We start from the raw sequence: 23,125 nt of genomic DNA on the forward strand, positions 1-23,125 counted from the left end.
CTGGAACACCAACCCCAGGCCATACGTCTGGACGAAGACCGCCGACGAGATCCTCGAACGCCTCGCCGGCTATCTGAAACGAATTCCTAACTCAGAACACTAGGGGGAGCGCGCGGCAGATGTGAGCCCCATCGGGGCTCAGGCGCATTTCCTCTTGTCGGACATTGCTTTCTTTGCCACTTGCAGCCCGTCTCGCGCCGTTCGAGAACGTACGGTCGCGGAGACGATCCATGCATGCCGGGATCCCGGCAGTCTCCATCGCCCCCTTGGGGCCCGGCTGATGGCAGGTGCATGGTGAGCGAACTGAATACCTCCGGTGCGAAGGGGCCGATCCTGGACGCCGCCTCTCCCACTGCTGTGATCCCGCGGTCAGTGTTGACGGTTCCGGTGGGGACCAAGCCGCTGGCATTGGCGGTCGGTGTCCTCGGACTGCACGTCTACGTGGCCAACAGCGTTTCAGGGACGATCAGCGTTGTGGACGTGGGAACACAGACCGCGAGCACCGCCATCGCCCCCTTCACCACCCCCAGCGGGGTAGCCGTCACCCCGGACAACACCCGTCTGTTCGTGGCGAACAGTGGCACACGCGCTGTCAGTACCGCGCTGAGAGACATCCTCGACGTCACGGGCACGATCGCCGTGGGAAGCACTCCCTATGGCATCGCTGTGGGTCCCAGCGGCCTGCGCGTCTACGTCACCAACCAGGGTTCGAACACCCTCAGCGTGATCGACACGCTCTCCGATACGGTGCTGGCGACGATTGCGGTCGGTGCCGCACCTACCGGGGTCGCGGTCGCCCCCACCGGGCTGGAGGTGTACGTGACGAACAGGGACAGCAACACCCTCAGCGTGATCAACACTGCCACCAACACCGTGGTGGCGACCCTTTCCGGCCTGTCCGCTCCGATCGGAGTGGCGGTCACCCGCGACGGCGGTCGCCTCTACGTGGCCAACAGCAGCGCGAACACCGTCAAGGTCGTCGACACCACCACTCGGACGGTCACCGCCACCATCGCGGTCGGCGCCACCCCCTGGGGAGTGGCTGCCAGCACCGACGGCCGCCAGGTCTATACGGCCAACAACAGCTCCAACACCGTCAGCGTCATCGACACCACCACCAACACGGTCAGCGAAACCATCGCAGTGGGCACCGCGCCGGCCGGGATCGCGGTCACCCCCAACGATCTGAGCGTCTACGTGGCCAACAGCGGTTCCAACACCGTCAGCGTCATCCAGACACTCAATGCGATGGCCCCCACCCTCGGTCCCCAATCCGGCGGAACCAAGGTCACGATCACCGGCACCAACCTCACCGGGATCACCTCGGTGAAATTTGGCAGCATCTCCGCCACCGTCATCGCCAACACGGCCAACCAGGTCATCGCCGTCTCCCCACCCGGCTCCGGCGTGGCCGCGGTCACCGTCACCACCGCAGGCGGCACCAGCAACCCCAAACCCTTCAGCTACTACCCCAGCGGCAACGCCCACTCCCTGAGCCCCACCGCCGGCCCGACCCTGGGCAGAAACCTCATCACCATCCAAGGCGCCCAACTCGCCACAGCCAGCCAAGTACTCTTCGACGCCGTACCGGCCCTGCCCCTCATCGTCTCCGACCAGCAGATCACCGTCGCCGCCCCACCCGCCATCACCCCCGGCCCGGTGCATATCACCGTCACCACCGCAGGCGGCCACAACACAGAGACACTCACCTACACCTACATCAACCCACCACTGCTCACCGGCCTGAGCACCGTCACCGGCACTTCCTTCGGCGGGAACACCATCAACCTGACCGGCCGGAACCTGGCCACCACCACCAAGGTCACCATCAACGGCATCATCGCTCAGTACAGCATCGGCTCCGACACCGTCCTGGCCGCCATCGTCCCGCCCAGCCCCACCACCGGCCCCGCAGACGTCACCGTCACCACCGCCGGCGGCACCACCACCCTCCCCGGCGCCTACACCTACACCTGACAGAACCCGGATGGCAGCCCAACGAGGGGCGCCGACGCGGTACAGGCGCACATGCGTGCGCGCCGCTCCGGCATTCTGTCCAAGGCGGCCCCACAGGAGTGGCACCGCGTAGGCATCCAGGAACCTATGTGCGGAGTGGCCCAGCGGCCGTCGGTCCGGCCGACGACGCCGACGCGAACGCAGTCGGCCAACCCTTCGACCTGATCGGCTCGTTCCCCGACCGAGGTCACGGCTTGGGCGTTATCAGGACGCTTGAGCTCGTCGTGGCCGAAGCAGAACACCGCGTACCCCCTGAGCTTGAGGTCTCGGTCCTCGGCGACCATCTCCGCGTACTTGGCAGCCACCCCGATGCGGAGGCAGAGGCGGAGTGCGGGGTGTAAGTAACGCAAACGCCGGGTCAGTGATGGTGATGCCGAGGTGTTGTCCGCCCGCGGAGGTTGCGGCGGTTCGTCGTTGCGAAAGCGGGGCTGCGCTAGCTGTCGGCGGACAGACCAGGTGCCGGGGTGCCGAGTTGCCATCGGGCAATCGCGGAATCCCAGCGCCCGGCGGGTCAAAACCGGATGCCACGATCGCCCCACTCACCTAGTGGAGGGTGGTGTGCGCGCCGATCGGTGCGGCGGCCACGACGGCACCGGACCGGCCGGGCAGCTCGATATGCGCGGGAGTCACGATGTCTCCGTTCCCGCTGGGCGGGCTGGTCACGGCGATGTCGGCACGGCCGGTGACGATGGCCATCACATCCCCGCTGGGCGACAGGGCGACGGCGGCGGACTGCGTGGGGTCCTCGGTCGCCCGCACCGCCGCCCGGTCCGTCGGTGTGTGCGAAGCCCACGACAACGCCTGGAGTCTGGCGACCACCTGGTCAGCTTGCGCGCCGAGCAGGAGCAGAAACGGCAGGAGTGGGGCGACGCCTACGTTGGGACCGGCCGTGTGTGGACGCACGAGAACGGCGAAGAGATACACCCCGACTGGATGTCCCGGCGCTTCAAACGCCTCGTAGAGCTGTCCGGCCTGCCTCCGGTCCGCCTCCACGACCTGGTCCGGGTCGAGAACTTCAACGACCGCTACCTGGAGGATCAACGGTCGTACTTCTCGCTCACGCGCTTCACGATCGCCCGCACCGAGGCACCGGGGCTGGCGGGCTGTCTCTGCCGACTGGTCTGCCGCCTGCGGCAGCAAGATCTGCCCGCCGTGCTCCAAGCCGTCGTCGAACGGCGGCGTGAGGCTGGGCCTCCCCCGGATCTGATCCTGTGTCCACTGCGTGTCCACTGGATCTTGGTCTGAACGGATGAAGGAGGGCCGCCGCGCTGACGCGGTGGCCCCCCTTCTCACGTTCTCCCAGGTAGAAAGGTTCTCCCCCCTGGGTGCTGCGGTGGGGCGGGTGGGACTCGAACCCACGGCCGACGGATTATGAGTCCGCTGCTCTAACCGGCTGAGCTACCGCCCCCCACGGCGCGTCGCGCACATTTGTGCGCGCCGTCTGCCGCAGCATAGCCGCTCATACGATCTGTTGCCCGTGAGGGCTGCCATCGCGCGACCACGCACGCCCAAGAGGACTTCGATCACGGGCGGTTGGTTCCATGGCACAAGAAAAAGGACCCCTTCCGGGGTCCTCGTTCTCTCTGCTCCCCCGACTGGACTCGAACCAGTAACCCTCCGGTTAACAGCCGAATGCTCTGCCAATTGAGCTACAGGGGACCGAGCTCCCCCGACTGGACTCGAACCAGTAACCTGCCGGTTAACAGCCGGCTGCTCTGCCAATTGAGCTACAGGGGATTGCTCTGTGTGCCTCGAATGCACCGCTGCCCGGTCTTCCGGACGGCGCGCGCTCGCTGCGACACATACATTAGCGCAAGCAGGGGGGTGCTCCGCCAATCGGTATCGCCTCAGGTCACCTCGGGTGATCTGTGGCCCCGGAGGGTAGGCGCGCGGCACAGCCCGGCACTCCGGTGCGCACCGGCACCGGACGGGACCGACGAGAGGAAAGGTGGAGCAATGCGCTACCGGCTCACGTTCATCGCGGGACTGGCCACCGGGTACGTGCTCGGCGCACGGGCCGGCCGGGAGCGGTACGAGCAGCTCCGCAAGGCCGCCCAGCGGATCAGCCAGAATCCGGCGGTCCGGAACACCGCGGAGTCCGCCGCGCTGACCGGGCGCGAGGCGGCGTCGAAGGCCTTCGGGACGGTGTCGGCCAAGGTCGGGGACCGGCTGCCCACCTCCGTCACCGACCGGGTCCGCTCGCTGCGCGAGCAGCGCGGCTCCGATGAGGACGACTGGGGCACGAGCAACACGTGAGCCGCGGCGCTCCCGGGCAAACCCTGACTCTCTCCCTATGCGTCGTATGGGGCATCATCTGAGGCCATGGGGATAGTCGCCGGATTGGACAGTTCGTCCGAGAGCACACAGATCGTCGTCTGCGATGCGGACACAGGCGCCGTCATCAGGCGCGGGTATGCGCCGCACCCCGTCGAGAAGGGGCCCGAGGTCGATCCACAGGCCTGGCTGATCTCGCTCGGCGAGGCGGCCGGCAACGGGCTGCTCGAAGGCGTGCAGGCGATCGGTGTCGCCGCGCAGCCGCACGGTCTGCTGCCGCTGGACGTCGAGGGCAATCTCGTACGGCCCGCCCTGGTCGGCAATGACAAGCGGGCGCAGAGCGCGGCCGCGGATCTGATCGACTCGCTCGGCGGGCGTACCGCGTGGGCGCAGGCCGTCGGAGCGGTGCCGCAGGCGACCCATGCGGTGACGAAGCTGCGCTGGCTGGCGCGTACGGAGCCGGCGCATGCGGCCCGGATCGCGGAGGTCATGCAGCCGCACGACTGGCTGGCGTGGCAGCTGCTGGGGCGGCCTGCCCGGCGGACGACGGACCGCGGCGGGGCCTCGGCGACGGGATTCTGGTCGGCGGCGACCGGGTCGTACCGGCCGGATCTGGTGGAGCTGGCGCTGGGCCATCAGGTGCGGCTGCCGGAGCTGCTGAGCCCGTCGGGGACGGCGGGGTTCACCCCGGAGGGCTTGTTGATCTCCGCCGGTACGGGCGAGACGATGGCCGCCGCCTTCGGGCTCGGCGTCGGGGAGGGCGACGCGGTGGTGTCGCTGGGCGCCTCGGGGTCGGTGTTCGGGATTCATCACGAGGCCCTGGTGGACCCGAGCGGCACGATCACCTCGTTCGCGGACGCCACCGGCCGGCATCTGCCGGTGGTGCACACCAGCAACGCGGTGCGGGTGCTGCGTGGTGCCGCGGAGATGCTGGGGACGGATCTGGAGGGCGTGTCCGAGCTGGCGATGAACTCGTCGCCCGGTGCCTACGGCATGGTGCTGCTGCCGTATCTGGAGGGCGAGCGGACCCCGCATCTGCCGCACACCGCCGGTTCGTTGCACGGGATGCGGCGGGACAGCATGAAGCCGGAGCATCTGGCGCGGGCGGCCCTGGAAGGCATGCTCTGCGGGCTTGCGGACGCGCTGGACGTGCTGCGGGGGCGGGGCATGGCGGTGCGCCGGGTGTTCCTGCTGGGCGCGGCCGCGGAGCTGTTCGCGGTGCAGGCGGTGGCGCCGGCGCTGTTCGGGGTGCCGGTCGTGGTGCCGCAGCCGGCGGAGTACGCGGCGCTGGGCGCGGCCCGGCAGGCGGCCTGGGCGTGGGGCGTGGCGCACGGCACGCTCACCCCGGCCGGCGGCGCGGAGTCCGGACCGGGCGGCGGGCCCGCCTGGGTCGAGCCCCCGCAGTGGCCGGCCGCCGCGAGCCAGGTCTTCGAGCCGGGTGAGGAGCTGGCGGTCGGCCAGGCCGTGCGCCAGCAGTACGCGGCGGTGCGCGATGAGGCCTATCCGGGGGCGTTCCAGCGGGAGGCGTGACCGGGCGGAGGCGTGACCGGCCGGGGGTGTGCCGGGCGTGGTGCAGGGCCGGGCCCGGGGGCCTCAGTCGAGGTAGCCGCGGAGCTGGTCGGCGAAGGCGTGGTCGCGGAGCTTGTTGAGGGTCTTGGACTCGATCTGCCGTATCCGTTCGCGGGTGACGCCGAAGATCCGGCCGATCTCCTCCAGCGTGCGGGGGCGGCCGTCGGCGAGGCCGTAGCGGAGCTGGACGACCTTGCGTTCGCGTTCGCCGAGGGTGGACAGCACCGCGTCGAGGTGCTCGCGGAGCAGCAGGAACGCGGCGGATTCGACGGGTGAGGCGGCGTCGCCGTCCTCGATGAGATCGCCGAGGGCGACGTCCTCCTCCTCGCCGACGGGGGCGTGCAGCGAGACCGGCTCCTGGGCCAGCCGCAGCACCTCGCTGACCCGCTCCTCGGTCAGGTCGAGGTGGGTGGCGACCTCCTCGGGCGTCGGTTCACAGCCGCGCTCCTGGAGCATTCTGCGCTGGACCCGCACCACGCGGTTGATCAGCTCGACGACATGGACCGGGACGCGGATGGTCCGGGCCTGGTCGGCGAGGGCGCGGGACATCGCCTGACGGATCCACCAGGTGGCGTAGGTGGAGAACTTGTAGCCGCGGGCGTAGTCGAATTTCTCGACGGCGCGGATCAGTCCGAGGTTCCCCTCCTGGACGAGGTCGAGCATGGTCAGCCCGCGGCCGACATAGCGCTTGGCGACGGAGACCACCAGACGCAGGTTGGCCTCGATGAGGCGGCGTTTGGCCATCCGGCCCAGGACCACCAACTTGTCGAGGTCGAAGGCGAGTTGGGAGGAGAGGTCGGGGGCGTGGGTGAGCTTTTCCTCGGCGAAGAGACCGGCCTCGACGCGGCGCGCGAGCTCGACCTCCTCGGCGGCGGTGAGCAGCGGGATCCGGCCGATCTCGCGGAGGTACTGGCGGAAGAGATCGGAGGACGGGCTGCCCGTCTCGGGGCGCGGCACCGGCTGCGGGATGATCTCCTCGACGATCATCTCGGCGGCGGGTGGTTCGGCCTGCTGCGGCACAGTGAGCGGCTCCGCGGCCGGCTCCGTGTCCGGTTCCGTGGCGGCCGGCGCATCGGCGAGGGTCTGGGTCTGCACGGGGGCGACCTCCAGGGTGATCGCTGCTGAAGCGGCAGAAAGGTCGGGCACGGTGGCGGCCGGGCCGCCGTCCGTCCCGTACGTCACGAGTGGTTCCGCGGAGGATTCCGGTGGGGTACGGCCGGGCCCGCGGCGCACCGAGGACTCAGGCACCGCTTCTCAGTGTGGAGTACGACACACGCCTGCCACGAGGGGCGTGCGTGCATTTTTTGAGTCCGGTCCGTGACCGGACGGCTACCGCGGGGTGTTACGGGCGGGGCGGCGCGGGCCGGCTCCCCGGGCGGCCGGGCTCCCGGGAGCTACAGGGCCGCGTATCCGCGTTCGCGCAGCGACTGACCGTACTGCTGGAGGACCCACAGCTCGTTCTGCACGGCCGCGAGGTGTTCGGGGTCGGCGCGGGGGCCGAGGCGCTGGAGGGTGCCGCGGATTTCGGTGACGCGGTGGTTGACGGCAGCGAGGCGGACGGCGACCAACTGGACGCCGGCGTAGGCCTCGTCGGGGTCGCGGCGGGTGTGCAGGGGTTCGACGGCGAGTTCGGTGACCATGGCGCGGACGGTGTCGTCGGGGGCGGCCTCCCGCACCCGGGGGACGAAGCCCTGGTCGGCGGCGCCGGCCGCGGCACCGCCGGCGTCCTCGATGCACTGGCGGACCACGGTGTAGGGCGGGGCGGTGAACTCGTCGGCACCGTAGGCGTCGAAGGCCGGGGAGACCAGGTCGGGGCGCTGCAGCGCCAGCTTGAGGAGCTCCCGCTCGACGCGGTGGGCGGGGCTGCGGAGGTTGAGCGCCGGGCCGCGCGGGCCGGGCGCGGGGCGGGCCTCCGCGGGCGCCGGGGTCTGGCCGCGGCGCTGCTGACGGCCCTGGTCGGGGCCGCCCTCGCGGCCTCGCTCCCGGGCCCAGCGGGCGAGCTGGGCGACACGCTTGACCACGAACTGGGTGTCCAGGATGCCGAGCATGCCGGCGAGCTGGACGGCGGACTCGTGCTGGATCGAGCTGTTCTTGATGTGGGCGACGATGGGGGCGGCCTCGTCGAGGGCGGCGGCGCGGCCCACCGTGGTGTCGAGGTTGTGCCGGGAGACGACATGGCGCAGCGCGAACTCGAAGAGCGGGGTGCGGGCCTCGACGAGGTCGGCGACGGCCTGATCGCCCTTGGCGAGCCGCAGATCGCACGGGTCCATACCGCCCGGGGTGATGGCGATGGAGGTCTCGGCGGCGAACTTCTGGTCGTCCTCGAAGGCGCGCAGGGCGGCCTTCTGGCCTGCGGCGTCGCCGTCGAAGGTGAAGACGACCTCGGAGCCGGAGTTGTCCATCAGAAGGCGGCGGAGGATCTTGATGTGGCCCTCGCCGAAGGCCGTACCGGAGGTGGCGATGGCGGTGGTGACCCCGGCCAGATGGCAGGCCATCACGTCCGTGTAGCCCTCGACCACGACCGCGCGGTTGGTTTTGGCGATCTCCTTCTTGGCGAGGTCGATGCCGTAGAGGACCTGGGACTTGCGGTAGATGGGGGTTTCGGGGGTGTTGAGGTACTTGGGGCCGTTGTCGTCGTCGCGGAGCTTGCGGGCGCCGAAGCCGACGACCTCGCCGGCGATATCGCGGATCGGCCACATCAGACGGCCGCGGAAGCGGTCGATGGGGCCGCGGCGGCCCTCCTGGGAGAGGCCGGAGAGGACCAGCTCCTGGTCGCTGAAGCGGCGGCCGCGCAGAAAGCGGGTGAGGTGGTCCCAGCCGGCCGGGCTGTAGCCGACGCCGAAATGCTGGGCGGCGGACTGGTCGAAACCGCGCTCGGCGAGGAACTTGCGGGCGATCTCGGCCTCGGGGCTGTCGAGCTGCTCGACGTAGAACTGGGCGGCGGCCTTGTGGGCCTCCACCAGGCGGGTGCGCTCCCCCTGCTGGCGGCCGGGGGTGTAGCCGCCTTCCTCGTAGCGCAGGGTGATACCGGCCTGGGAGGCGAGGCGCTCGATGGTCTCGGCGAAGGAGAGGTGGTCGATCTTCATGACGAAGTCGACGGTGTCGCCGCCCTCCTGGCAGCCGAAGCAGTGATAGAGCCCCTTGGCCGGGCTGACGTGGAAGGACGGGGACTTCTCGTCGTGGAAGGGGCACAGGCCCTTGAGGTTGCCGCCACCGGCGTTGCGGAGCTGGAGATATTCGGACACGACGGCGTCGATCGGGACCGCGTCCCGCACCGCCTTCACATCGTCATCGTTGATCCTGCCTGCCACGCGTGAATTCTACGGCCGGGCGCGGACAGCCCCGGCCGCAGGCAGCTGCCGGGCGGTCCGGCCGAGCGGCCGCGGGCGGTGCCGGCGGCTCCCGGTCCCGGCTCTCCGCTCACCCCAGCAGTTCCAGAAAGCGGTCCAGCCCCACGTTGCCGCCCGAGATGATCACGCCGATGCGGGGCGGCAGAGGGGCGATGCGGCCGGCGAGCAGGGCGGCCAGGGCGCTGGCGCCGCTGGGCTCGGTGACGATCTTGAGGCGTTCGAAGGCCAGCTTCATGGCCGCGCGGATCTCGTCGTCGCTGACCAGGACGACCGAGTCGAGCAGCCGCCGGTTGATGGAGAAGGTCAGTTCGCCGGGGCGCTCGGCGGCCTGGCCGTCGGCGATGGTGTGCGGGACCGGGATGGTGACGGGGTGGCCGGCGGCCAGGGAGCGCAGGGTGTCGTCGCCGGCCTCCGGCTCCACGCCGATCATGCGGATGCCGGGGACCAGGGCGGTGGCGGCGGTGGCCGAGCCGGCCATCAGGCCACCGCCGCCGACCGGCGTCAGCAGCGCGTCGAGCGGGCCGGTCTCCTCGATCAGTTCCAGGGCGGCGGTGCCCTGGCCGGCGATGATGTGCGGATGCTCGTACGGCGGGATCAGCGCGAGGCCGCGTGTGTCGGCGAGCTGCCGGCCGATCGCGACGCGGTCGCCGGTGTAGCGGTCGTAGGTGACGATCTCGGCGCCGTAGCCGGCGGTGGCGTCCTTCTTGGACTTCGGGGTGTCCTCGGGCATCACGATGACGGCGTGGCTGCCCAGCTCCCGGGCGGCCAGGGCGACGGCCTGGGCGTGGTTGCCGGAGGAGTAGGCGGCGACTCCACGGGCCAGCTGTTCCGGGGACAGCCGGGAGAGGGCGTGGTAGGCGCCGCGGAACTTGAAGGCGCCGACCCGCTGGAAGTTCTCGCACTTGAGGTGGACCTCGGCGCCGACCAGGGCGTCGAGGGTGCGGGAGCGCAGCACGGGCGTGCGGTGGGCCACCCCCGCCAGCCGCCGGGCGGCGTCCCGGACGTCGTCGAGGGTGACGGCGTCCGGGACGTCGCTGCTGCCGGGGCCGGTGGGACCGCTGAGGCTTGGCGTCATACGGGCACGCTACGGGAGCAGCGAGGCCAGCGGAACCTCCGGATCGGCCAGCGCCTCGGGCGCCAACGGCGCCCCGCCGCGGATGAGTTGCTGGATGGTTTCGGCGACGTCCCAGACGTTGACGTTCATCCCCGCGAGCAGCCGGCCGTCCGCGCCGAGCCAGAAGGCGATGAACTCCCGCTTGGCGACGTCGCCGCGGCAGACGACCTGCGCGTACGAGCCGGGCGGGGCGTAGCCGGAGTACTCCATGCCGACGTCGTACTGGTCGGAGAAGAAGTACGGGATGCGGTCGTAGCTGACGTCCTGGCCGAGCATGGCGCGCGCGGCGGCCGGGCCGCCGTTGAGGGCGTTGGCCCAGTGTTCGACGCGCAGCCGGCTGTCCAGGAGGGGGTGGTCGGCGGCGGCGACGTCGCCGGCGGCGTAGATGTACGGGTCGGAGGTGCGCAGCGCCGCGTCGACCGCGATGCCGCCGCCGGCCTCCCGGTCGGCGAGGTCCAGCCCGGCCTGTTCGGCGAGTGCGGTGCGCGGGGCGGCGCCGATCGCGGCGAGCACGTCATGGGCGGGGTGTTCCTCGCCGTCGTCGGTGCGCACGGCGAGCACCATGCCGTCCTGGCCGACGATCTCGGTGAAGCGGGCGCCGAAGTGGAAGCGGACGCCGTGTTCGCGGTGCAGATCGGCGAACAGGCCGCCGAGTTCGGGCCCCAGGATGCCGTGCAGCGGGGTGGGGGCGGCCTCGACGACGGTGACCTCGGCGCCGTAGGAGCGGGCCGCGGCGGCGACCTCCAGGCCGATCCAGCCGGCTCCGGCGATCACCAGATGGCCGTTGTCCCGGCCGAGGGAGGCCAGCACGCCGCGCAGCCGTTCGGCGTGGGCGAGGCGGCGCAGGTGGTGCACACCGGCCAGGCCGGTGCCGGGGATGTCCAGGCGGCGCGGCTCGGCGCCGGTGGCCAGCAGCAGCTTGTCGTAGACGATCAGGGTGCCGTCGCCGAGGCGGACGGTCCTGGCCCCGGGGTCCAGGTGGACGGCGGGCTGGCCCAGGTGGAGTTCGATGTGCGCCTGGGCGTACCAGGCGGGTTCATGGACGAAGACGCTGTCGCGCTCTTCCTTGCCGAGCAGGTACCCCTTGGAGAGCGGGGGGCGCTCGTACGGGTGGTCGCGCTCGTCACAGATGAGGATCACCCGGCCGGTGAAGCCTTCCGCGCGGAGCGTCTCCGCGGCCTTTGCGCCGGCCAGGCCACCCCCGACGATGACGAACGTCTGGTGTGCGTCGACCACTTGCTTCCTCCTCGTTGCGGTGCCGTACGTCCGCGTCCGCGTCCGTGAACGCCCCATGTCCCCCCGGTGTGCTCTCCCCCGTTGATGTGGTCGGCAGCGCCGGGGTTCCCGATCACTGCCGACCGGGGGTTTCCCCTTCGCTGTCTGCCGACCGGGGTGTCCCGTGCGCTGTCGTCAGGGCTCGCTGTTCGCTGTTGTCAGGGTGCTCCGTTCGAGAACGGTCGGGTTCGAGCGTCCCGCACGGAGCGTGAGGGGGGAAGAGGGGCTTTCCCCTAGGGTCACCCCCAGTTGGCCTCGCGGTGACCGGGGCGCCGGGTGAGACGGGCGTGCAGCGAGCGGGCCGAGACGTCGGTCAGGGCCGCGATCTGGTCGATGACGGCGCGCATCCGTGCGGTGTCGTCGGGTGCCGTGTCGAACAGTGAACGGAACTGTGGATCAAGGCCGTCGGGGGCGCGGGCGAGCAGTGCCTCGGCCAGTTCGGCGATGACGACACGCTGGTCGGCGCGGAGCGCCTCCTGGTCGGGACGCTGCATCACGTACCGGTCGGCGACGGCTTTCAAAACGGCGCATTCCAGCCGGGTTTCGGCCGGAACCACCAGCTCCGCTCCGTAGCGGGTGAGCCGTCCGGTCCCCCACCGGGCCCGGGTCGCGCCCTCGGCCGCGAGACAGAAACGGCCGATCAGCTGGCTGGTGGCGTCCTTGAGCCGGGCCTGGGCGAGCGCGGAGCCGTCGTAACCGTGCGGCCACCACTCCTGCTCCAGGAGGCGGTCCAGCGCCGCGGCCAGCTCCTCGGGGCCGGCGCCCGGCGCATAGCGTGCACCGGCGACGGCGAAGATCTCGGCGCGTTCGGCGTCGGCGAGCAGGAGATTGGGGTCGAGGTGTCCGGCGTGCAGCCCGTCCTCGACGTCGTGCACCGAGTACGCCACATCGTCGGACCAGTCCATGACCTGCGCCTCGAAGCTCTGGGCTCCGTCGGGGGCGCCCTGCCGGAACCAGGTGTAGACCGGCGCGTCGTCCTCGTAGACCCCGAACTTCCCGGACGCGGGGTCCGTGGGGTGCCCGCCGCGCGGCCACGGGTACTTGGTGGCCGCGTCGAGGGCGGCGCGGCTGAGGTTCAGCCCCACGCTGACCGTCGAGCCGTCTTCGGCGGGCACGAACCGCTTGGGCTCCAGACGGGCCAGCAGACGCAGCGACTGGGCGTTGCCCTCGAAGCCACCGCAGGGCGCGGCGACTTCGTTGAGCGTCTGTTCGCCGTTGTGCCCGAAGGGCGGGTGGCCCAGATCGTGCGCCAGACAGGCGGTCTCGACCAGGTCCGGGTCACAGCCGAGGGCCGCGCCGAGCTCCCGGCCGACCTGGGCGCACTCCAGGGAGTGGGTCAGGCGGGTACGCGGGCTGGCGTCCCAGGCGGGGGTGTGCGCGCCCGGGGTGACGACCTGGGTCTTGCCGGCCAGTCTGCGCAGCGCGGCGGAGTGCAGCACCCGGGCGCGGTCGCGCTGGAAGGCGGTGCGGCCCGGCCGTTTGTCGGGCTCGGGGACCCAGCGTTCGAGGTCGGTCGCGGTGTAGCCGGGGATGGTCGGTGGTGTGCCCGTCATACCGCGACGGTAGCCGCCCTGACGCGCTCGGGGTCGGATCCGTTACGCGCGAGGAGCGCCTGGTCGTAGCGGTGCAGTACGAGACGGGCCAGTGCGGGGTGGTCGCCCAGGGGCTCGGCGGCGGTCCCGGGGGCGGCGGCCGCGCACTGGGTGGCGAAGCGGCCGGGGGCGGTGAAGCAGCCGGCGACGGCGATCCGGTCGTGGCCGCGGGCGGTCAGCGTACGGACGGCGTCGGCGACGGTGAGGGCAGTCTGAGAGGGGCGACGCGAAGCGTCTCGCGCCGGGGTGGTGGCGGGCGACGGGAGGGCGGAGGCGTAGGCGGGCAGGACGGGGATGCCGCCGAGCCGGGCCGAGAGCAGCTGGGCGGTGCGCTCGGTGTCCTGGGCGGACCGCGGGGCCCGGGAGCCGGCGGCGGCCAGGACCACGGCGGTGCGCGGGGACGGGACCCCGGGGAAGCCGGCCTCCAGGAGGCGGCCGTGCAGCGCCTCGGCAAGCAGGGTGTGCGGGCCGAGGGGTGCGGCGACGCGGCCGGTCAGGTGCGGTGCGGCCGCCAGCGCGGCGGGCAGATCGTGGGTGACGTGATGGCCGCGGCCGAACAGCAGCGGTACGAGGACGGCTTCGCCGCGCAGCCCGGCGAGGGTGTCGGCGAGCAGCGGCTGGTTCAGCTCGATGTGCCCGAGCCGTACGGCCAGGCCGGGGCGCAGTGCACGGACCCGGTCGAGCAGCGCCCGGACGGTGGGCAGGGCCCGGGGGTCGCGGCTGCCGTGGGCGACGGCGACGAGCGTGGGGGCCGGCTTTTCCGGGTGGTGGAAGCCGTGCAGCCGGACGCGGCAGAGCTGGGTACTGAGCTGTGCGGTGATCTCGGCGGCGAGGTCTCCCGTGCCGAGGGGGGCCAAGGACGCGGAGGGCAGGTGCGGTATCGGCGCCGTCATGGCCTGAGCGTGGCAGCCGGGCGTTGCCGTGCCGTTTCGCCGGGGCGAACGTTGTGTTCCGGCCTGCTGCCACCGGCCCTCGTGCCAAGGGCAGGACGGGCGGCAGGGGACATCTCAGGGCCCTGCCGCCCGCACACGCGCTACGCCTGGTGTGCGTCCACTTCCCGGAGGTACCGCTCGCGGGTCGCCTCGTCGAGGAAGGAGGCGCGGAAGGAGTTCCGGGCGAGGGTGCGCAGGGTCTCCCCGTCGAGGCCGAGGGCGTCGCGTACGGCGGTGAAGTTGTCGTCCGCGTAGCCGCCGAAGTAGGCCGGGTCGTCGGAGTTGACGGTCACCAGCAGCCCGGCGTCCAGCATCGCGGGCAGCGGGTGGTCGGCGAGGTCGTCGATGACCCGCAGCCGGACGTTGGACAGCGGGCAGACGGTGAGCGGCACCTGGTCCGCCACCAGCCGGGCCACCAGCCGCTCGTCCTCCAGGGAGCGCACACCGTGGTCGATCCGGTCCACGCCGAGGACGTCCAGGGCCTCCCACACATAGGCCGGGGGCCCCTCCTCGCCCGCGTGCGCCACACACTTGAGCCCGGCCTCCCGGGCCAGCGCGAAGACCTCCTTGAACTTCGCCGGCGGGTGCCCGACCTCGGCCGAGTCCAGGCCGACGGCGGTGATCCGGTCGAAGTAGGGGCGGGCCGCCTCGAAGGTCGTCAGGGCGGAGTCGGCGCTCTCGTCGCGCAGGAAGCACATGATCAGGCGGGTGCTGATGCCGTAGGTCTCCGGGGCGCTGTCCAGGGCGCGGGCCAGGCCGTTGATGACGGTGCCGATCGGGACGCCGCGCGCGGTGTGCGCCTGCGGGTCGAAGAAGATCTCCGCGTGCCGTACGCCCTGCTTCTCGGCGCGGGCGAGGTAGGCGTGGGCGAGGTCGGCGAAGTCGTCCTCGGTGCGCAGCACGGCCATCAGCGCGTAGTAGAGGTTCAGGAAGGACTGCAGATCGGCGAAGGAGTAGGCGCGGCGCAGCTCGTCCTCGGTGGCGTACGGCAGCTCGACGCCGTTGCGCTCGGCGAGCGCGAAGGCCAGCTCGGGCTCCAGAGTGCCCTCGATGTGCAGATGCAGTTCCGCCTTGGGCAGCGGCTCGTGGGCGGTTGCGGCGGAGGGGGAGGACGGGGAGGAAGCCACGCGGTCACACCTGTTCTGCGGTACGGAAAGGATTCTCGGTACGGGAGCCGGCCCCGGTGTCCGAGGAGTCGTCCAGGTTAACCGGGGTGGGGTCCGGTGCCGCGGCGGCGCCCGGGGCGGAGGGGTGCCGTTCGCGGTCCGCGAAGGCGCCGGTCAGCCGGCCGCCGCCCGCGAGGCCGGCCAGTCGCCGCCCTCGATGGGGGTGCCGGTGGCACGCAGCCGGGCGGCGAGTGGCTCGGCCGCCAGGTAGACCCAGGCCCGTACGGTCCTGCCGTCCGGGCACACGGCCTCGGTGCGCACCCGCTCGTAGAGGTTGTGCGGGTCGCCGGGGGTGTAGCCCTCCAGCCGGTCCAGGACCGCGCACACCTCGTCGTAGTCGGGGTCGCGGGGCCGGACCAGGGCGCCGTGCACCACCGCGTCGGCGGGCCCGGCCGTCGCATAGGGGTAGCCGGGGCCGTCGTACAGCAGCGCGCCGCCGATCTGGGCCGGTTCCTCGGCCGCGGTCCGGCCGCGCAGGGTCGGGCCGTAGTTGGCCTCACCGGGCCGCAGCGTCCCGTAGACGAAGAACGGCAGCCGCTCGGGCTCGCGGGTCATGGTGGTGCGGTCCTCTCCGGACGGGGGTGTTCCCTCTGCCACGATGCCAGGCCGCGCACGCAGAGATGCCGGCCCGCCGCTGCAACCATCCCGGTGTGCCCGGCGTCGCAGCCTGCGAGATCGACCGCGAGCGGACGCGGTCAGGGACGGGGGCAGGGATGCGAGGGCCGGTACCGGGGCTGGTGCGGCGGATACGGAGCGGGGTGCGCCGCCCCTGGCTGCCGCGGACCCGGCGTGGCCGGCGCCGCGCGTTCCAGGCCTTGGTGGCGGTGACGGTGCTGGCGCTGGCGCCCGCGACCTGGATGAACGCCACCGCCGGCCCCCGGGTGCACGACGTCGCGGACGCGCCGGACGCGCCGGTGGCCATCGTCTTCGGCGCGGGCCTGTGGAACGGCGCGCCGTCGCCGTATCTCGCCCACCGGCTGGACGCGGCCGCCGCGCTGTACGAGCGGGGCACCGTCCGCGCGGTCCTGGTCACCGGCGACAACAGCCGGACCGACTACGACGAGCCGGACGCGATGCGCAGCTATCTGCTGCGGCACGGCGTCCCGGCGCAGAAGATCGTCAGCGACTATGCGGGCTTCGACACCTGGGACTCCTGCAGCCGGGCCCACCGGATCTTCGGTGTGAACCGGGCCGTGCTGGTCAGCCAGGGCTTCCACATCCGGCGTGCGCTGGCCCTGTGCAACGCGGCCGGAGTCGATTCCAACGGCGTCGGGGTGGCCGCCAAGCACGATGTGACCTGGGCGTACGGCGGTGTGCGGGAGATCTTCGCGGCCGGGAAGGCGGCGGCGGACGCGCTGCTGCGGCCCGATCCGCACTTCCTCGGGCCGCGCGAGAAGGGGGTGACGGAGGCGCTGGCGGACGGCCGTTAGGGCCTGGCGCCTCCGTCACCCCGCGGTCACTTCTCGGCCGCGCGGGCGTAGAGGCTGAGGACCTTCGACCCGAAGTACGGGCTGTAGGAGATCCGGTCGGCGTCCGGGCCCTTCGGACCACCGCCGTTGAGGCCGCCGATCACCCCGATGACCCGGCCGGTCCGGCTCTCCTCGTCGAAGTCGCTCAGCCAGGGGCTGCCGGAGGTGCCGCCGTAGAACCCGCCGCACTCCATGCGCAGTTCGTGGGTGCCGGTCAGCCGGCTGGTGCGGGCCGCGCAGCGTACGGCCCGGTCCTCCGGGTCGTTCCGGACGTTCGGGTAGCCGATGACGGTGACGTCGTTGGTGTAACCGGGCGTCGGGGAAAGGGTGTTGCCGCCGGTGACCTCTTCGAGGGTGCGGTCGTCCTCGTCGGGGGCGACGGTGGCGAAGGCGAAGTCGAGGTCCGCCCCGGCGCCGGTGGTGCCGCGCTCGGGGTAGGCGAAGGTCCGCTCGATCGCCCACACCCCGTGCGGCTGGGTGGCCGCGGCGGAACGATACTGCGGGACAAATGCGGCACGGGTCCCCGGATTGCAGTGCCCCGCGGTGAGGATCAGATTGCCGTGCGGACTGTGCACCACGCTGGCGGTGCAGTGGTGCGCCTTGGCGTCCCCGTCGACGGAGAACAGCACACCGACGGACGGGATGCCGTTGAAGTGCCGGGCGGTACGGGCGGCGTGGGCCGCGGCGGCGGACCCCTTCGGCGCGGCGGACCGGGTCGTGGCGGCGGGCGGGGCGGCGGACGCTGCCGGGGCATCGGGCCGGGCCGGGGTGTCGCTGCCGGCCGGTGCGGCCCCCGCCATCCGGTCGGCCGTCCAGTAGGCCGCGGCGTCCCGGCTGGTCCAGGTCGCGCCGGGGGTGGGGCTGGGGTTGCCGGCGCTCGGTGCTGCGCGCGGGGCGTCGTTGACGGCGTGGCTGACGGTTGCGGTGGCCAGGCACGCCGTCACGCCGGCCACGGCCGTCGCGGCCTTGACCCAGCGCTTCCGGGTGGGCCGCGCCCGGTCAACTCGCGTCGTGGCGCCGCGTTCCGTGGTGTCGCGCTCCATGTCAGCTCGTCTCCTCTGCGACCCAGGACAGATAGCCGGCGCCGCCGCGGGTGATGGGGGTGGCGATGATCTCGGGGGTGTCGTAGTCGTGCGCGTCGAGGAGATAGGCCGCCAGCGCGTCGTAGCGCGCCTCGGCCGTCTTGAACAGCACCTGCCACTCCTGGCTGGCCTCCACCGCGTCGTCCCAGCGGTACACCGAGGTCACCGGCGCGCTGATCTGCGCACAGGCGGCGAGCCTGCCCTCGATCGCTCCGCGCGCCAGCTTCCGGGCCTTGGTCTCGCTGTCGGTGGTCGTCATGACGGTCAGGAATCCGGCCTGCCGCCCGGTGGGGTCGGGCGGGTTGTTCGGGGCAGTCGGGTCGGCCACGGGTGCGCATCCTTCGCGGTGGGGGACGGGAGGGAACGGACGGGACGGTGGGGCCGCTTCGGCCGGGCAAGGCCGCCTGCGGCAGGAGGCCGTGGCGTGGCCGAGCGGACTCGGCCACGCCACGGACCGCCTCGCATCGTACGGACCGGATGATCATCCCGTAAGTGACCGGCCCGCCCCGCGGCGGTATGCACCCGGACGCCGCCCGCCCCCGCCCCGCCGGGCCCCGCGGCCCGCGGGCGGGCTCCCCGGTTGCGTCCCCCCGTGCACCGGCAACGATGGAAAGGGCAGCCCAGCCGCCGGTCCGTACGCGAAAGGCCAGCATCATGGACGATCTCGATGCGCTCGCCCGCCAGCAGCTCGACGAGGCCAGGGCCTCCGCGCACGGACGCAGCGCCCGTCTCTTCCTGCACGACGACCGGCTGCGGCAGACCGTGATCGCACTGGTCGCGGGCGCCGCGCTGGATGAGCACAACGCACCCCCGGCGGCGAGCCTGCAGGTCCTGCGGGGGCGGGTCCGGCTGACCGGGGCGGGCGGCGGCCAGGAACTGACGGCCGGTCAGGTCGCCATGACACCGCGCGAGCGGCACGGCCTGCTGGCCCTGGAGGACGCGGCGGTGCTGCTGACGGCCGTCACGGAGATACCGGCCGGGGCGCGCCCCGGCCCGCTCACGGGGGCGGACCGGAGGTAGGGCGGGGGTGGGACGGAAGCGGGGGCGGGTGGGAAGCGGGGCGGGGCGGGGCGGGCCGGAAGCGGGACGGGCCGGAAGCGGGGCGGGCCGGAAGCGGGGCGGGGGTAGCCGGCGGCAGGGCGGCATGCCGTACGGGTCGGCCGCACCTTGCACCCAGCACCGCCCCCAGCCTTCCGAGTCTTCACATTTTTCCGAATCTTAAGTAGTCTCTGCTTTATGACCAGTCCGCGTACCACCCCGCGTCCCAAGGTGCAGCTGACCGAGGAGAAGGAGACCCTCCTCGCCACGCTCTACGGCCGCGCGGTCGACAGCCGCGCCAGGCATCCGATCCTCGGCGACACCACGGCCGCCGACACCGTGCGGCGGCTCGACTACGACTTCAGCAAGATGCGGCTGAGCCCCGGCAACGCCGCCGGAGTCGCGCTGCGCGCCCGGCAGTTGGACGTCTGGACCGCGCGTTTCCTCGCCCGGCACGAGGAGGCGACGGTGGTGCATCTGGGCTGCGGCCTCGACAGCCGCGTCCACCGCCTCGACCCGGGACCGGGGGTGCAGTGGTTCGACGTCGACTACCCCGAGGTCATCGCGCTGCGGCAGCAGCTCTACCCGGAGCGCGCGGGCTACACGGCCGTCCCGTCGTCCGTGACCGATCCGGCGTGGGTCGCGCGGATCCCCCCGGACCGGCCGACGATGATCGTGGCCGAGGGGCTGCTGATGTATCTGACCGAGGAGGACGGCACGGCGCTGCTGCGGCGGCTGATGGACCGGGTGCCGAGCGGTGAGCTGGCCTTCGACGCCTTCAGCCGGTTCGCGATCCGCGTCCAGTGGCTCAACCGCGTCGTGGTGAAGGCCGGCGCGAGGCTCCACTGGGGCACGGACACCGCGGGGATCGCGGCGCTGAGCCCGAAGCTGGAGATCGTCGAGAACATCAGCGCCCTGGAGACCCCTGGCATCGAAAAACTGCCGGCGGGCAACCGGCTGGCGGCCCGGGTGTCGGCGAAGCTGCCCGCGGTGCGGGACATGGCGCGGATGTACCACTGCCGCTTCTGAACGACGGCGGGAGCGGGTCGACGGGGCCGGCCGGGCCGACGGGGCTGAGGAGCCGATGGGGCAGACCGGGCCGACGGCGTGAGCGGGCAGACCGGGCCGGACCGGACCGCCGGGCCGGACCGCCGGGCCCGGCCACATCGCCCACCCCGGTCAGACCGCCCGCCCCGGTCAGACCGCCAGCCACTGGTCGTAGGCCAGCTTGCACAGCAGTGCGACGACCACGACCACCAGCACCCCGCGGACGAATCCGGCACCGCGCTTGAGGGCCATCCGGGCGCCCACCATGCCACCGGCAAAGTTGAACAGCGCGAGCAGTGCGCCGAGTTGCCACAGCACAGTGCCCTGGATCGCGAACATCGTCAGCGCGCCGATGTTGGTGCAGACGTTGACGACCTTGGAGGTGGCGGAGGCGGTGACCAGGTCCATGTGCAGCACCGCGGCGAGCGCGATGATCAGGAACGCACCGGTCCCGGGCCCGATCAGCCCGTCGTAGAAGCCGATGCCCAGGCCCGCGACGAGGATCGCCACCACGATGCGCTTGCGGGAGACCGGCCCCGACGGCGCGGGGGCGGTCCCGAAGGCCGGCCGCAGCAGGATGAACACCAGCACCGCCAGCAGCACGGCCATGATCAGCGGCCGCAGCACCTCGCTGTTGATACCGGCCGCGAAGAACGCCCCGGCCAGCGAACCGGCGACCGCGGCGAGGCCGATGCGCAGCGCGGTCCGTACATCGATCGGGGCCTTGCGGACGTAGGTGACCGCGGCCGCGGTGGTGCCCACGATGGCGGTGGACTTGTTGGTCCCCAGGACGTACGCGACCGGGGTGTGCGGCAGACCGACGAGCAGGGCGGGGAGCAGCAGCAGTCCCCCACCGCCCACCACGGCGTCGATCCAGCCCGCCGCGAGCGCGGCCAGGCAGAGCAGGGTCAAGGTGAACAGCGATATGTCAGGAGGCACCGGTTGATCTTATGAACCATCCCCGCCCTGGACTCCGAATTCATGGATGCCGAAACTGTGTTGGCCAGCTTCCCGGTCGGCGGGGATCGCACAGGCCACCCAGGGGTTGGTACCCCCCGCTGACGCGCGCTGCGCCATCCGGATTACTTCCCTCGCCAACTGTGGCGTGGCGTCCGGCCGTTCCGTTGAATCGGTGCTACCGACGGTGGGGTGCCCATCCCCTGGCGGGGGACCATGGACGACTGCTGGTGTGCGGCAGTTCCGTCGTTGTTCTTCAGGGCACCCCCGGCAGGTGAGCGCGCTCGGACAGTTTCCTGCCTTCCGGCGTGCTTCAGCCCCCACCTCCTTCACGGAGCCTTCGAAAGGGGCTGTCCAGCATGGCACTCGTTCTGACTCTCACCCCGCCGACCGTCTTGGCGGGCCAGACCTTCCAAGCCGCTGTCACCGGTGCCGCACCGGGAGAGGTGATCACCTTCACCTATGACGCGGTACCCGCGCAGTCCGTCACCGCTGACGCCTTGGGCAACGCGAGCGCCACTTTCACAGCGACCACAACGGCCGTCGTGGTGGCCGCCGGCGCCACCAGTGGCGCCGCCACCGCGACCCTGACCGTCACCGAGGCGCAGGACTGTGTGGTCACGGTGACGGCGACACCCTCCACGCCGACCGCCGGCCAGCCGGTGACCGTCACCGCCACCGTCACCTGCGACGGCATCCCCGTCGAGGGGGCGACGGTCCTCTTCGCCACCATCAACGGCTCCCTGGGAGTCGGCGTCACCAGCGCCGCCGGGCAGGCCAGCGTCACCACCAGCACACTGCTGCCCGGCGTCAACGTCATCACCGCCACGGTGATCGCCGCCGAGACCACCTGCACCTGCGTCGGCGTCTCCGCGACGGTGACCGTCGACGTCGCCGCGGCACAGAGCTGCGCCGTCACACTGACGTCCACGCCCGCCAACCCGACCGCCGGCCAGCCGGTGACCGTCACCGCGAGCGTCACGTGCAACGGCGTCCCCGTCGAGGGGGCGACGGTCCTCTTCGTCACCGCCAACGGGCCTCTGGGCATCGGCGTCACCACCGCCGCCGGGCAAGCCAGCGTCACCACCAGCACGCTCCCGGCCGGAGCCAACGTGGTCACCGCCACCGTGATCGCCGCCAACACCACCTGCACCTGCGTCGGCGTCTCCGCGACAGCGACCGTCAACGTCGCCGCAGCAGAGAGCTGCGCCGTCACGCTGACCTCCACGCCCGCCAAACCCACCGCCGGCCAGCCGGTGACCCTCACCGCCACCGTCACCTGCAACGGCGCCCCCGTCCAAGGCGCGACCGTACTCTTCTCCACCATCAACGGACCCCTGGGCATCGGCGTCACCACCGCCGCCGGCCAGGCCAGCGTCACCACCAGCACACTCCCGGCCGGAGCCAACGTCGTCACCGCCACCGTGATCGCCGCCAACACCACCTGCACCTGCGTCGGCGTCTCCGCAACGGCAACCGTCAACGTCGCCCCGGCACAGAGCTGCGCCGTCACACTGACGTCCACGCCCACCAAACCCACCGCCGGCCAGCCGGTGACCCTCACCGCCACCGTCACCTGCAACGACGCCCCCGTCCAAGGCGCGACCGTACTCTTCTCCACCATCAACGGACCCCTGGGCATCGGCGTCACCACCGCCGCCGGCCAGGCCAGCGTCACCACCAGCACACTCCCGGCCGGAGCCAACGTCGTCACCGCCACCGTGATCGCCGCCAACACCACCTGCACCTGCGTCGGCGTCTCCGCAACGGCAACCGTCAACGTCGGCGGGTCGACAGGGGGGCTCACGGCGCACCCGGCCTGCTACACGGTGAACTTCCCCCCGCTGCCGTGGTCGTTCGCCACCGCCACGTTCAGCGCGAGTGGCGCGACTCCGGGCGCGCTGGTCACCTTCCACCTGGACGGCCCCGCCGGCCCCGTGGTGTGCACCGCCGTGGCCAACGCGAGCGGGAACGCCAGCTGCACGGCCACCCTCAACATCGGACAGGTGCTGTACGCCAGCTACACGGCGACCACGACCGGCGCCAGTGGGCCGCTCAGCTCGTCCAGCACTCTGGGCGTCTGCCTCACCTGAGGCCCCCGCCCCGGCTCGCGCACTGCACAGCAGGAGGCGTGCGGCCACTCGACCGAACCGGCGGGCACGGCCTCGGGCCGATGAGCGACCCGGCAGGACAGCCGTCCCCCGTCACACGCATACGGGGGACGGCTGCTGGGCCGCAAGGACA

At 72.0% G+C, this 23,125-nt stretch carries 20 protein-coding genes and 3 tRNA genes; 8 read left to right on the plus strand and 15 right to left on the minus strand.

Annotation, left to right across the window (positions count from 1 at the left end; genetic code table 11):
* Positions 1-291 precede the first annotated feature (291 nt).
* The gene (locus tag AB0C46_RS19120) at positions 292-1,977 is read left to right on the plus strand and encodes an IPT/TIG domain-containing protein (RefSeq protein ID WP_362828993.1); all 1,686 of its coding nucleotides are present in this window, start codon (positions 292-294) and stop codon (positions 1,975-1,977) included.
* Between the two features lie 582 nt (positions 1,978-2,559).
* Here AB0C46_RS19120 and AB0C46_RS19125 read toward each other — a convergent pair.
* On the minus strand, positions 2,560-2,835 hold the full coding sequence (locus AB0C46_RS19125; protein ID WP_362828994.1) for a hypothetical protein: 276 nt from the start codon (positions 2,833-2,835) through the stop codon (positions 2,560-2,562).
* Between the two features lie 9 nt (positions 2,836-2,844).
* Between AB0C46_RS19125 and AB0C46_RS19130 the strand changes: the two genes are divergently transcribed.
* Complete coding sequence (locus AB0C46_RS19130; RefSeq protein WP_362828996.1) at positions 2,845-3,261, plus strand: hypothetical protein; 417 nt, start codon at positions 2,845-2,847, stop codon at positions 3,259-3,261.
* 89 nt (positions 3,262-3,350) lie between these two features.
* Here the strand turns inward: AB0C46_RS19130 and AB0C46_RS19135 are convergent.
* The 3 genes from AB0C46_RS19135 to AB0C46_RS19145 form a co-directional block, all read right to left on the minus strand.
* Positions 3,351-3,424, minus strand: a tRNA-Ile gene (locus tag AB0C46_RS19135).
* Between the two features lie 178 nt (positions 3,425-3,602).
* Positions 3,603-3,675, minus strand: a tRNA-Asn gene (locus AB0C46_RS19140).
* A gap of 5 nt (positions 3,676-3,680) precedes the next feature.
* Positions 3,681-3,753: transfer RNA gene (locus AB0C46_RS19145), tRNA-Asn, on the minus strand.
* Between the two features lie 219 nt (positions 3,754-3,972).
* Here AB0C46_RS19145 and AB0C46_RS19150 point away from each other — a divergent pair.
* Both AB0C46_RS19150 and AB0C46_RS19155 read left to right on the plus strand, forming a co-directional pair.
* On the plus strand, positions 3,973-4,272 hold the full coding sequence (locus AB0C46_RS19150; protein ID WP_362828998.1) for a YtxH domain-containing protein: 300 nt from the start codon (positions 3,973-3,975) through the stop codon (positions 4,270-4,272).
* 66 nt (positions 4,273-4,338) lie between these two features.
* Positions 4,339-5,820 (plus strand): FGGY family carbohydrate kinase, encoded by a 1,482-nt coding sequence (locus tag AB0C46_RS19155; RefSeq protein ID WP_362828999.1) that lies wholly within the window; start codon positions 4,339-4,341, stop codon positions 5,818-5,820.
* A gap of 63 nt (positions 5,821-5,883) precedes the next feature.
* Here AB0C46_RS19155 and AB0C46_RS19160 read toward each other — a convergent pair whose 3' ends face one another.
* The 8 genes from AB0C46_RS19160 to AB0C46_RS19195 form a co-directional block, all read right to left on the minus strand.
* Entirely contained in the window at positions 5,884-7,107 is a 1,224-nt protein-coding gene (locus tag AB0C46_RS19160; protein WP_362829000.1) for a sigma-70 family RNA polymerase sigma factor, read from the minus strand.
* Between the two features lie 146 nt (positions 7,108-7,253).
* Positions 7,254-9,170, minus strand: coding sequence for a DNA primase (gene dnaG, locus AB0C46_RS19165; RefSeq protein ID WP_362829001.1), 1,917 nt, complete (start codon positions 9,168-9,170; stop codon positions 7,254-7,256).
* 109 nt (positions 9,171-9,279) lie between these two features.
* On the minus strand, positions 9,280-10,284 hold the full coding sequence (locus AB0C46_RS19170; RefSeq protein ID WP_362829003.1) for a pyridoxal-phosphate dependent enzyme: 1,005 nt from the start codon (positions 10,282-10,284) through the stop codon (positions 9,280-9,282).
* Between the two features lie 9 nt (positions 10,285-10,293).
* Positions 10,294-11,559 (minus strand): FAD-dependent oxidoreductase, encoded by a 1,266-nt coding sequence (locus AB0C46_RS19175; RefSeq protein ID WP_362829005.1) that lies wholly within the window; start codon positions 11,557-11,559, stop codon positions 10,294-10,296.
* Positions 11,560-11,837: 278 nt separating this feature from the next.
* Positions 11,838-13,151 carry a deoxyguanosinetriphosphate triphosphohydrolase gene (locus tag AB0C46_RS19180; protein ID WP_362829006.1) on the minus strand — a complete coding sequence of 438 codons (1,314 nt, stop codon included), beginning with the start codon at positions 13,149-13,151 and terminating at the stop codon, positions 11,838-11,840.
* The gene (locus tag AB0C46_RS19185; RefSeq protein WP_362829007.1) at positions 13,148-14,083 is read right to left on the minus strand and encodes a CbiX/SirB N-terminal domain-containing protein; all 936 of its coding nucleotides are present in this window, start codon (positions 14,081-14,083) and stop codon (positions 13,148-13,150) included. The genes AB0C46_RS19180 and AB0C46_RS19185 overlap by 4 nt, the downstream gene beginning before the upstream one ends.
* A gap of 140 nt (positions 14,084-14,223) precedes the next feature.
* A complete protein-coding gene (locus AB0C46_RS19190; protein ID WP_362829009.1) occupies positions 14,224-15,249 on the minus strand; it encodes an adenosine deaminase in 1,026 nt (341 codons plus the stop codon).
* A 153-nt stretch (positions 15,250-15,402) separates the two neighbouring features.
* Positions 15,403-15,843: a gamma-glutamylcyclotransferase family protein gene (locus tag AB0C46_RS19195; protein ID WP_362829010.1), complete on the minus strand. Its 441-nt coding sequence runs from the start codon at positions 15,841-15,843 to the stop codon at positions 15,403-15,405.
* A gap of 158 nt (positions 15,844-16,001) precedes the next feature.
* On the opposite strand from AB0C46_RS19195, the gene AB0C46_RS19200 reads away from it, so the two are divergent.
* Positions 16,002-16,718: an ElyC/SanA/YdcF family protein gene (locus AB0C46_RS19200; protein ID WP_362829178.1), complete on the plus strand. Its 717-nt coding sequence runs from the start codon at positions 16,002-16,004 to the stop codon at positions 16,716-16,718.
* 26 nt (positions 16,719-16,744) lie between these two features.
* Here the strand turns inward: AB0C46_RS19200 and AB0C46_RS19205 are convergent, their stop codons facing one another.
* Together AB0C46_RS19205 and cutA are read right to left on the minus strand one after the other, a co-directional pair.
* Positions 16,745-17,800, minus strand: a complete 1,056-nt coding sequence (locus AB0C46_RS19205) for a hypothetical protein (RefSeq protein WP_362829011.1) — start codon at positions 17,798-17,800, stop codon at positions 16,745-16,747.
* A 1-nt stretch (position 17,801) separates the two neighbouring features.
* Positions 17,802-18,167: a divalent-cation tolerance protein CutA gene (gene cutA / locus AB0C46_RS19210; RefSeq protein ID WP_362829012.1), complete on the minus strand. Its 366-nt coding sequence runs from the start codon at positions 18,165-18,167 to the stop codon at positions 17,802-17,804.
* A gap of 326 nt (positions 18,168-18,493) precedes the next feature.
* Here cutA and AB0C46_RS19215 point away from each other — a divergent pair, with 326 nt between their 5' ends.
* Together AB0C46_RS19215 and AB0C46_RS19220 are read left to right on the plus strand one after the other, a co-directional pair.
* Positions 18,494-18,859 carry a cupin gene (locus AB0C46_RS19215; protein WP_362829013.1) on the plus strand — a complete coding sequence of 122 codons (366 nt, stop codon included), beginning with the start codon at positions 18,494-18,496 and terminating at the stop codon, positions 18,857-18,859.
* A 216-nt stretch (positions 18,860-19,075) separates the two neighbouring features.
* On the plus strand, positions 19,076-19,906 hold the full coding sequence (locus AB0C46_RS19220) for a class I SAM-dependent methyltransferase (RefSeq protein ID WP_362829014.1): 831 nt from the start codon (positions 19,076-19,078) through the stop codon (positions 19,904-19,906).
* 168 nt (positions 19,907-20,074) lie between these two features.
* Here AB0C46_RS19220 and AB0C46_RS19225 read toward each other — a convergent pair whose 3' ends face one another.
* A complete protein-coding gene (locus tag AB0C46_RS19225) occupies positions 20,075-20,863 on the minus strand; it encodes a TSUP family transporter (RefSeq protein ID WP_362829015.1) in 789 nt (262 codons plus the stop codon).
* A gap of 377 nt (positions 20,864-21,240) precedes the next feature.
* Between AB0C46_RS19225 and AB0C46_RS19230 the strand changes: the two genes are divergently transcribed.
* On the plus strand, positions 21,241-22,974 hold the full coding sequence (locus tag AB0C46_RS19230) for an Ig-like domain repeat protein (protein ID WP_362829017.1): 1,734 nt from the start codon (positions 21,241-21,243) through the stop codon (positions 22,972-22,974).
* Positions 22,975-23,125 lie beyond the last annotated feature (151 nt).

The sequence above is a fragment of the Streptomyces sp. NPDC048637 genome, from assembly GCF_040650675.1.
Classification (GTDB): domain Bacteria; phylum Actinomycetota; class Actinomycetes; order Streptomycetales; family Streptomycetaceae; genus Streptomyces.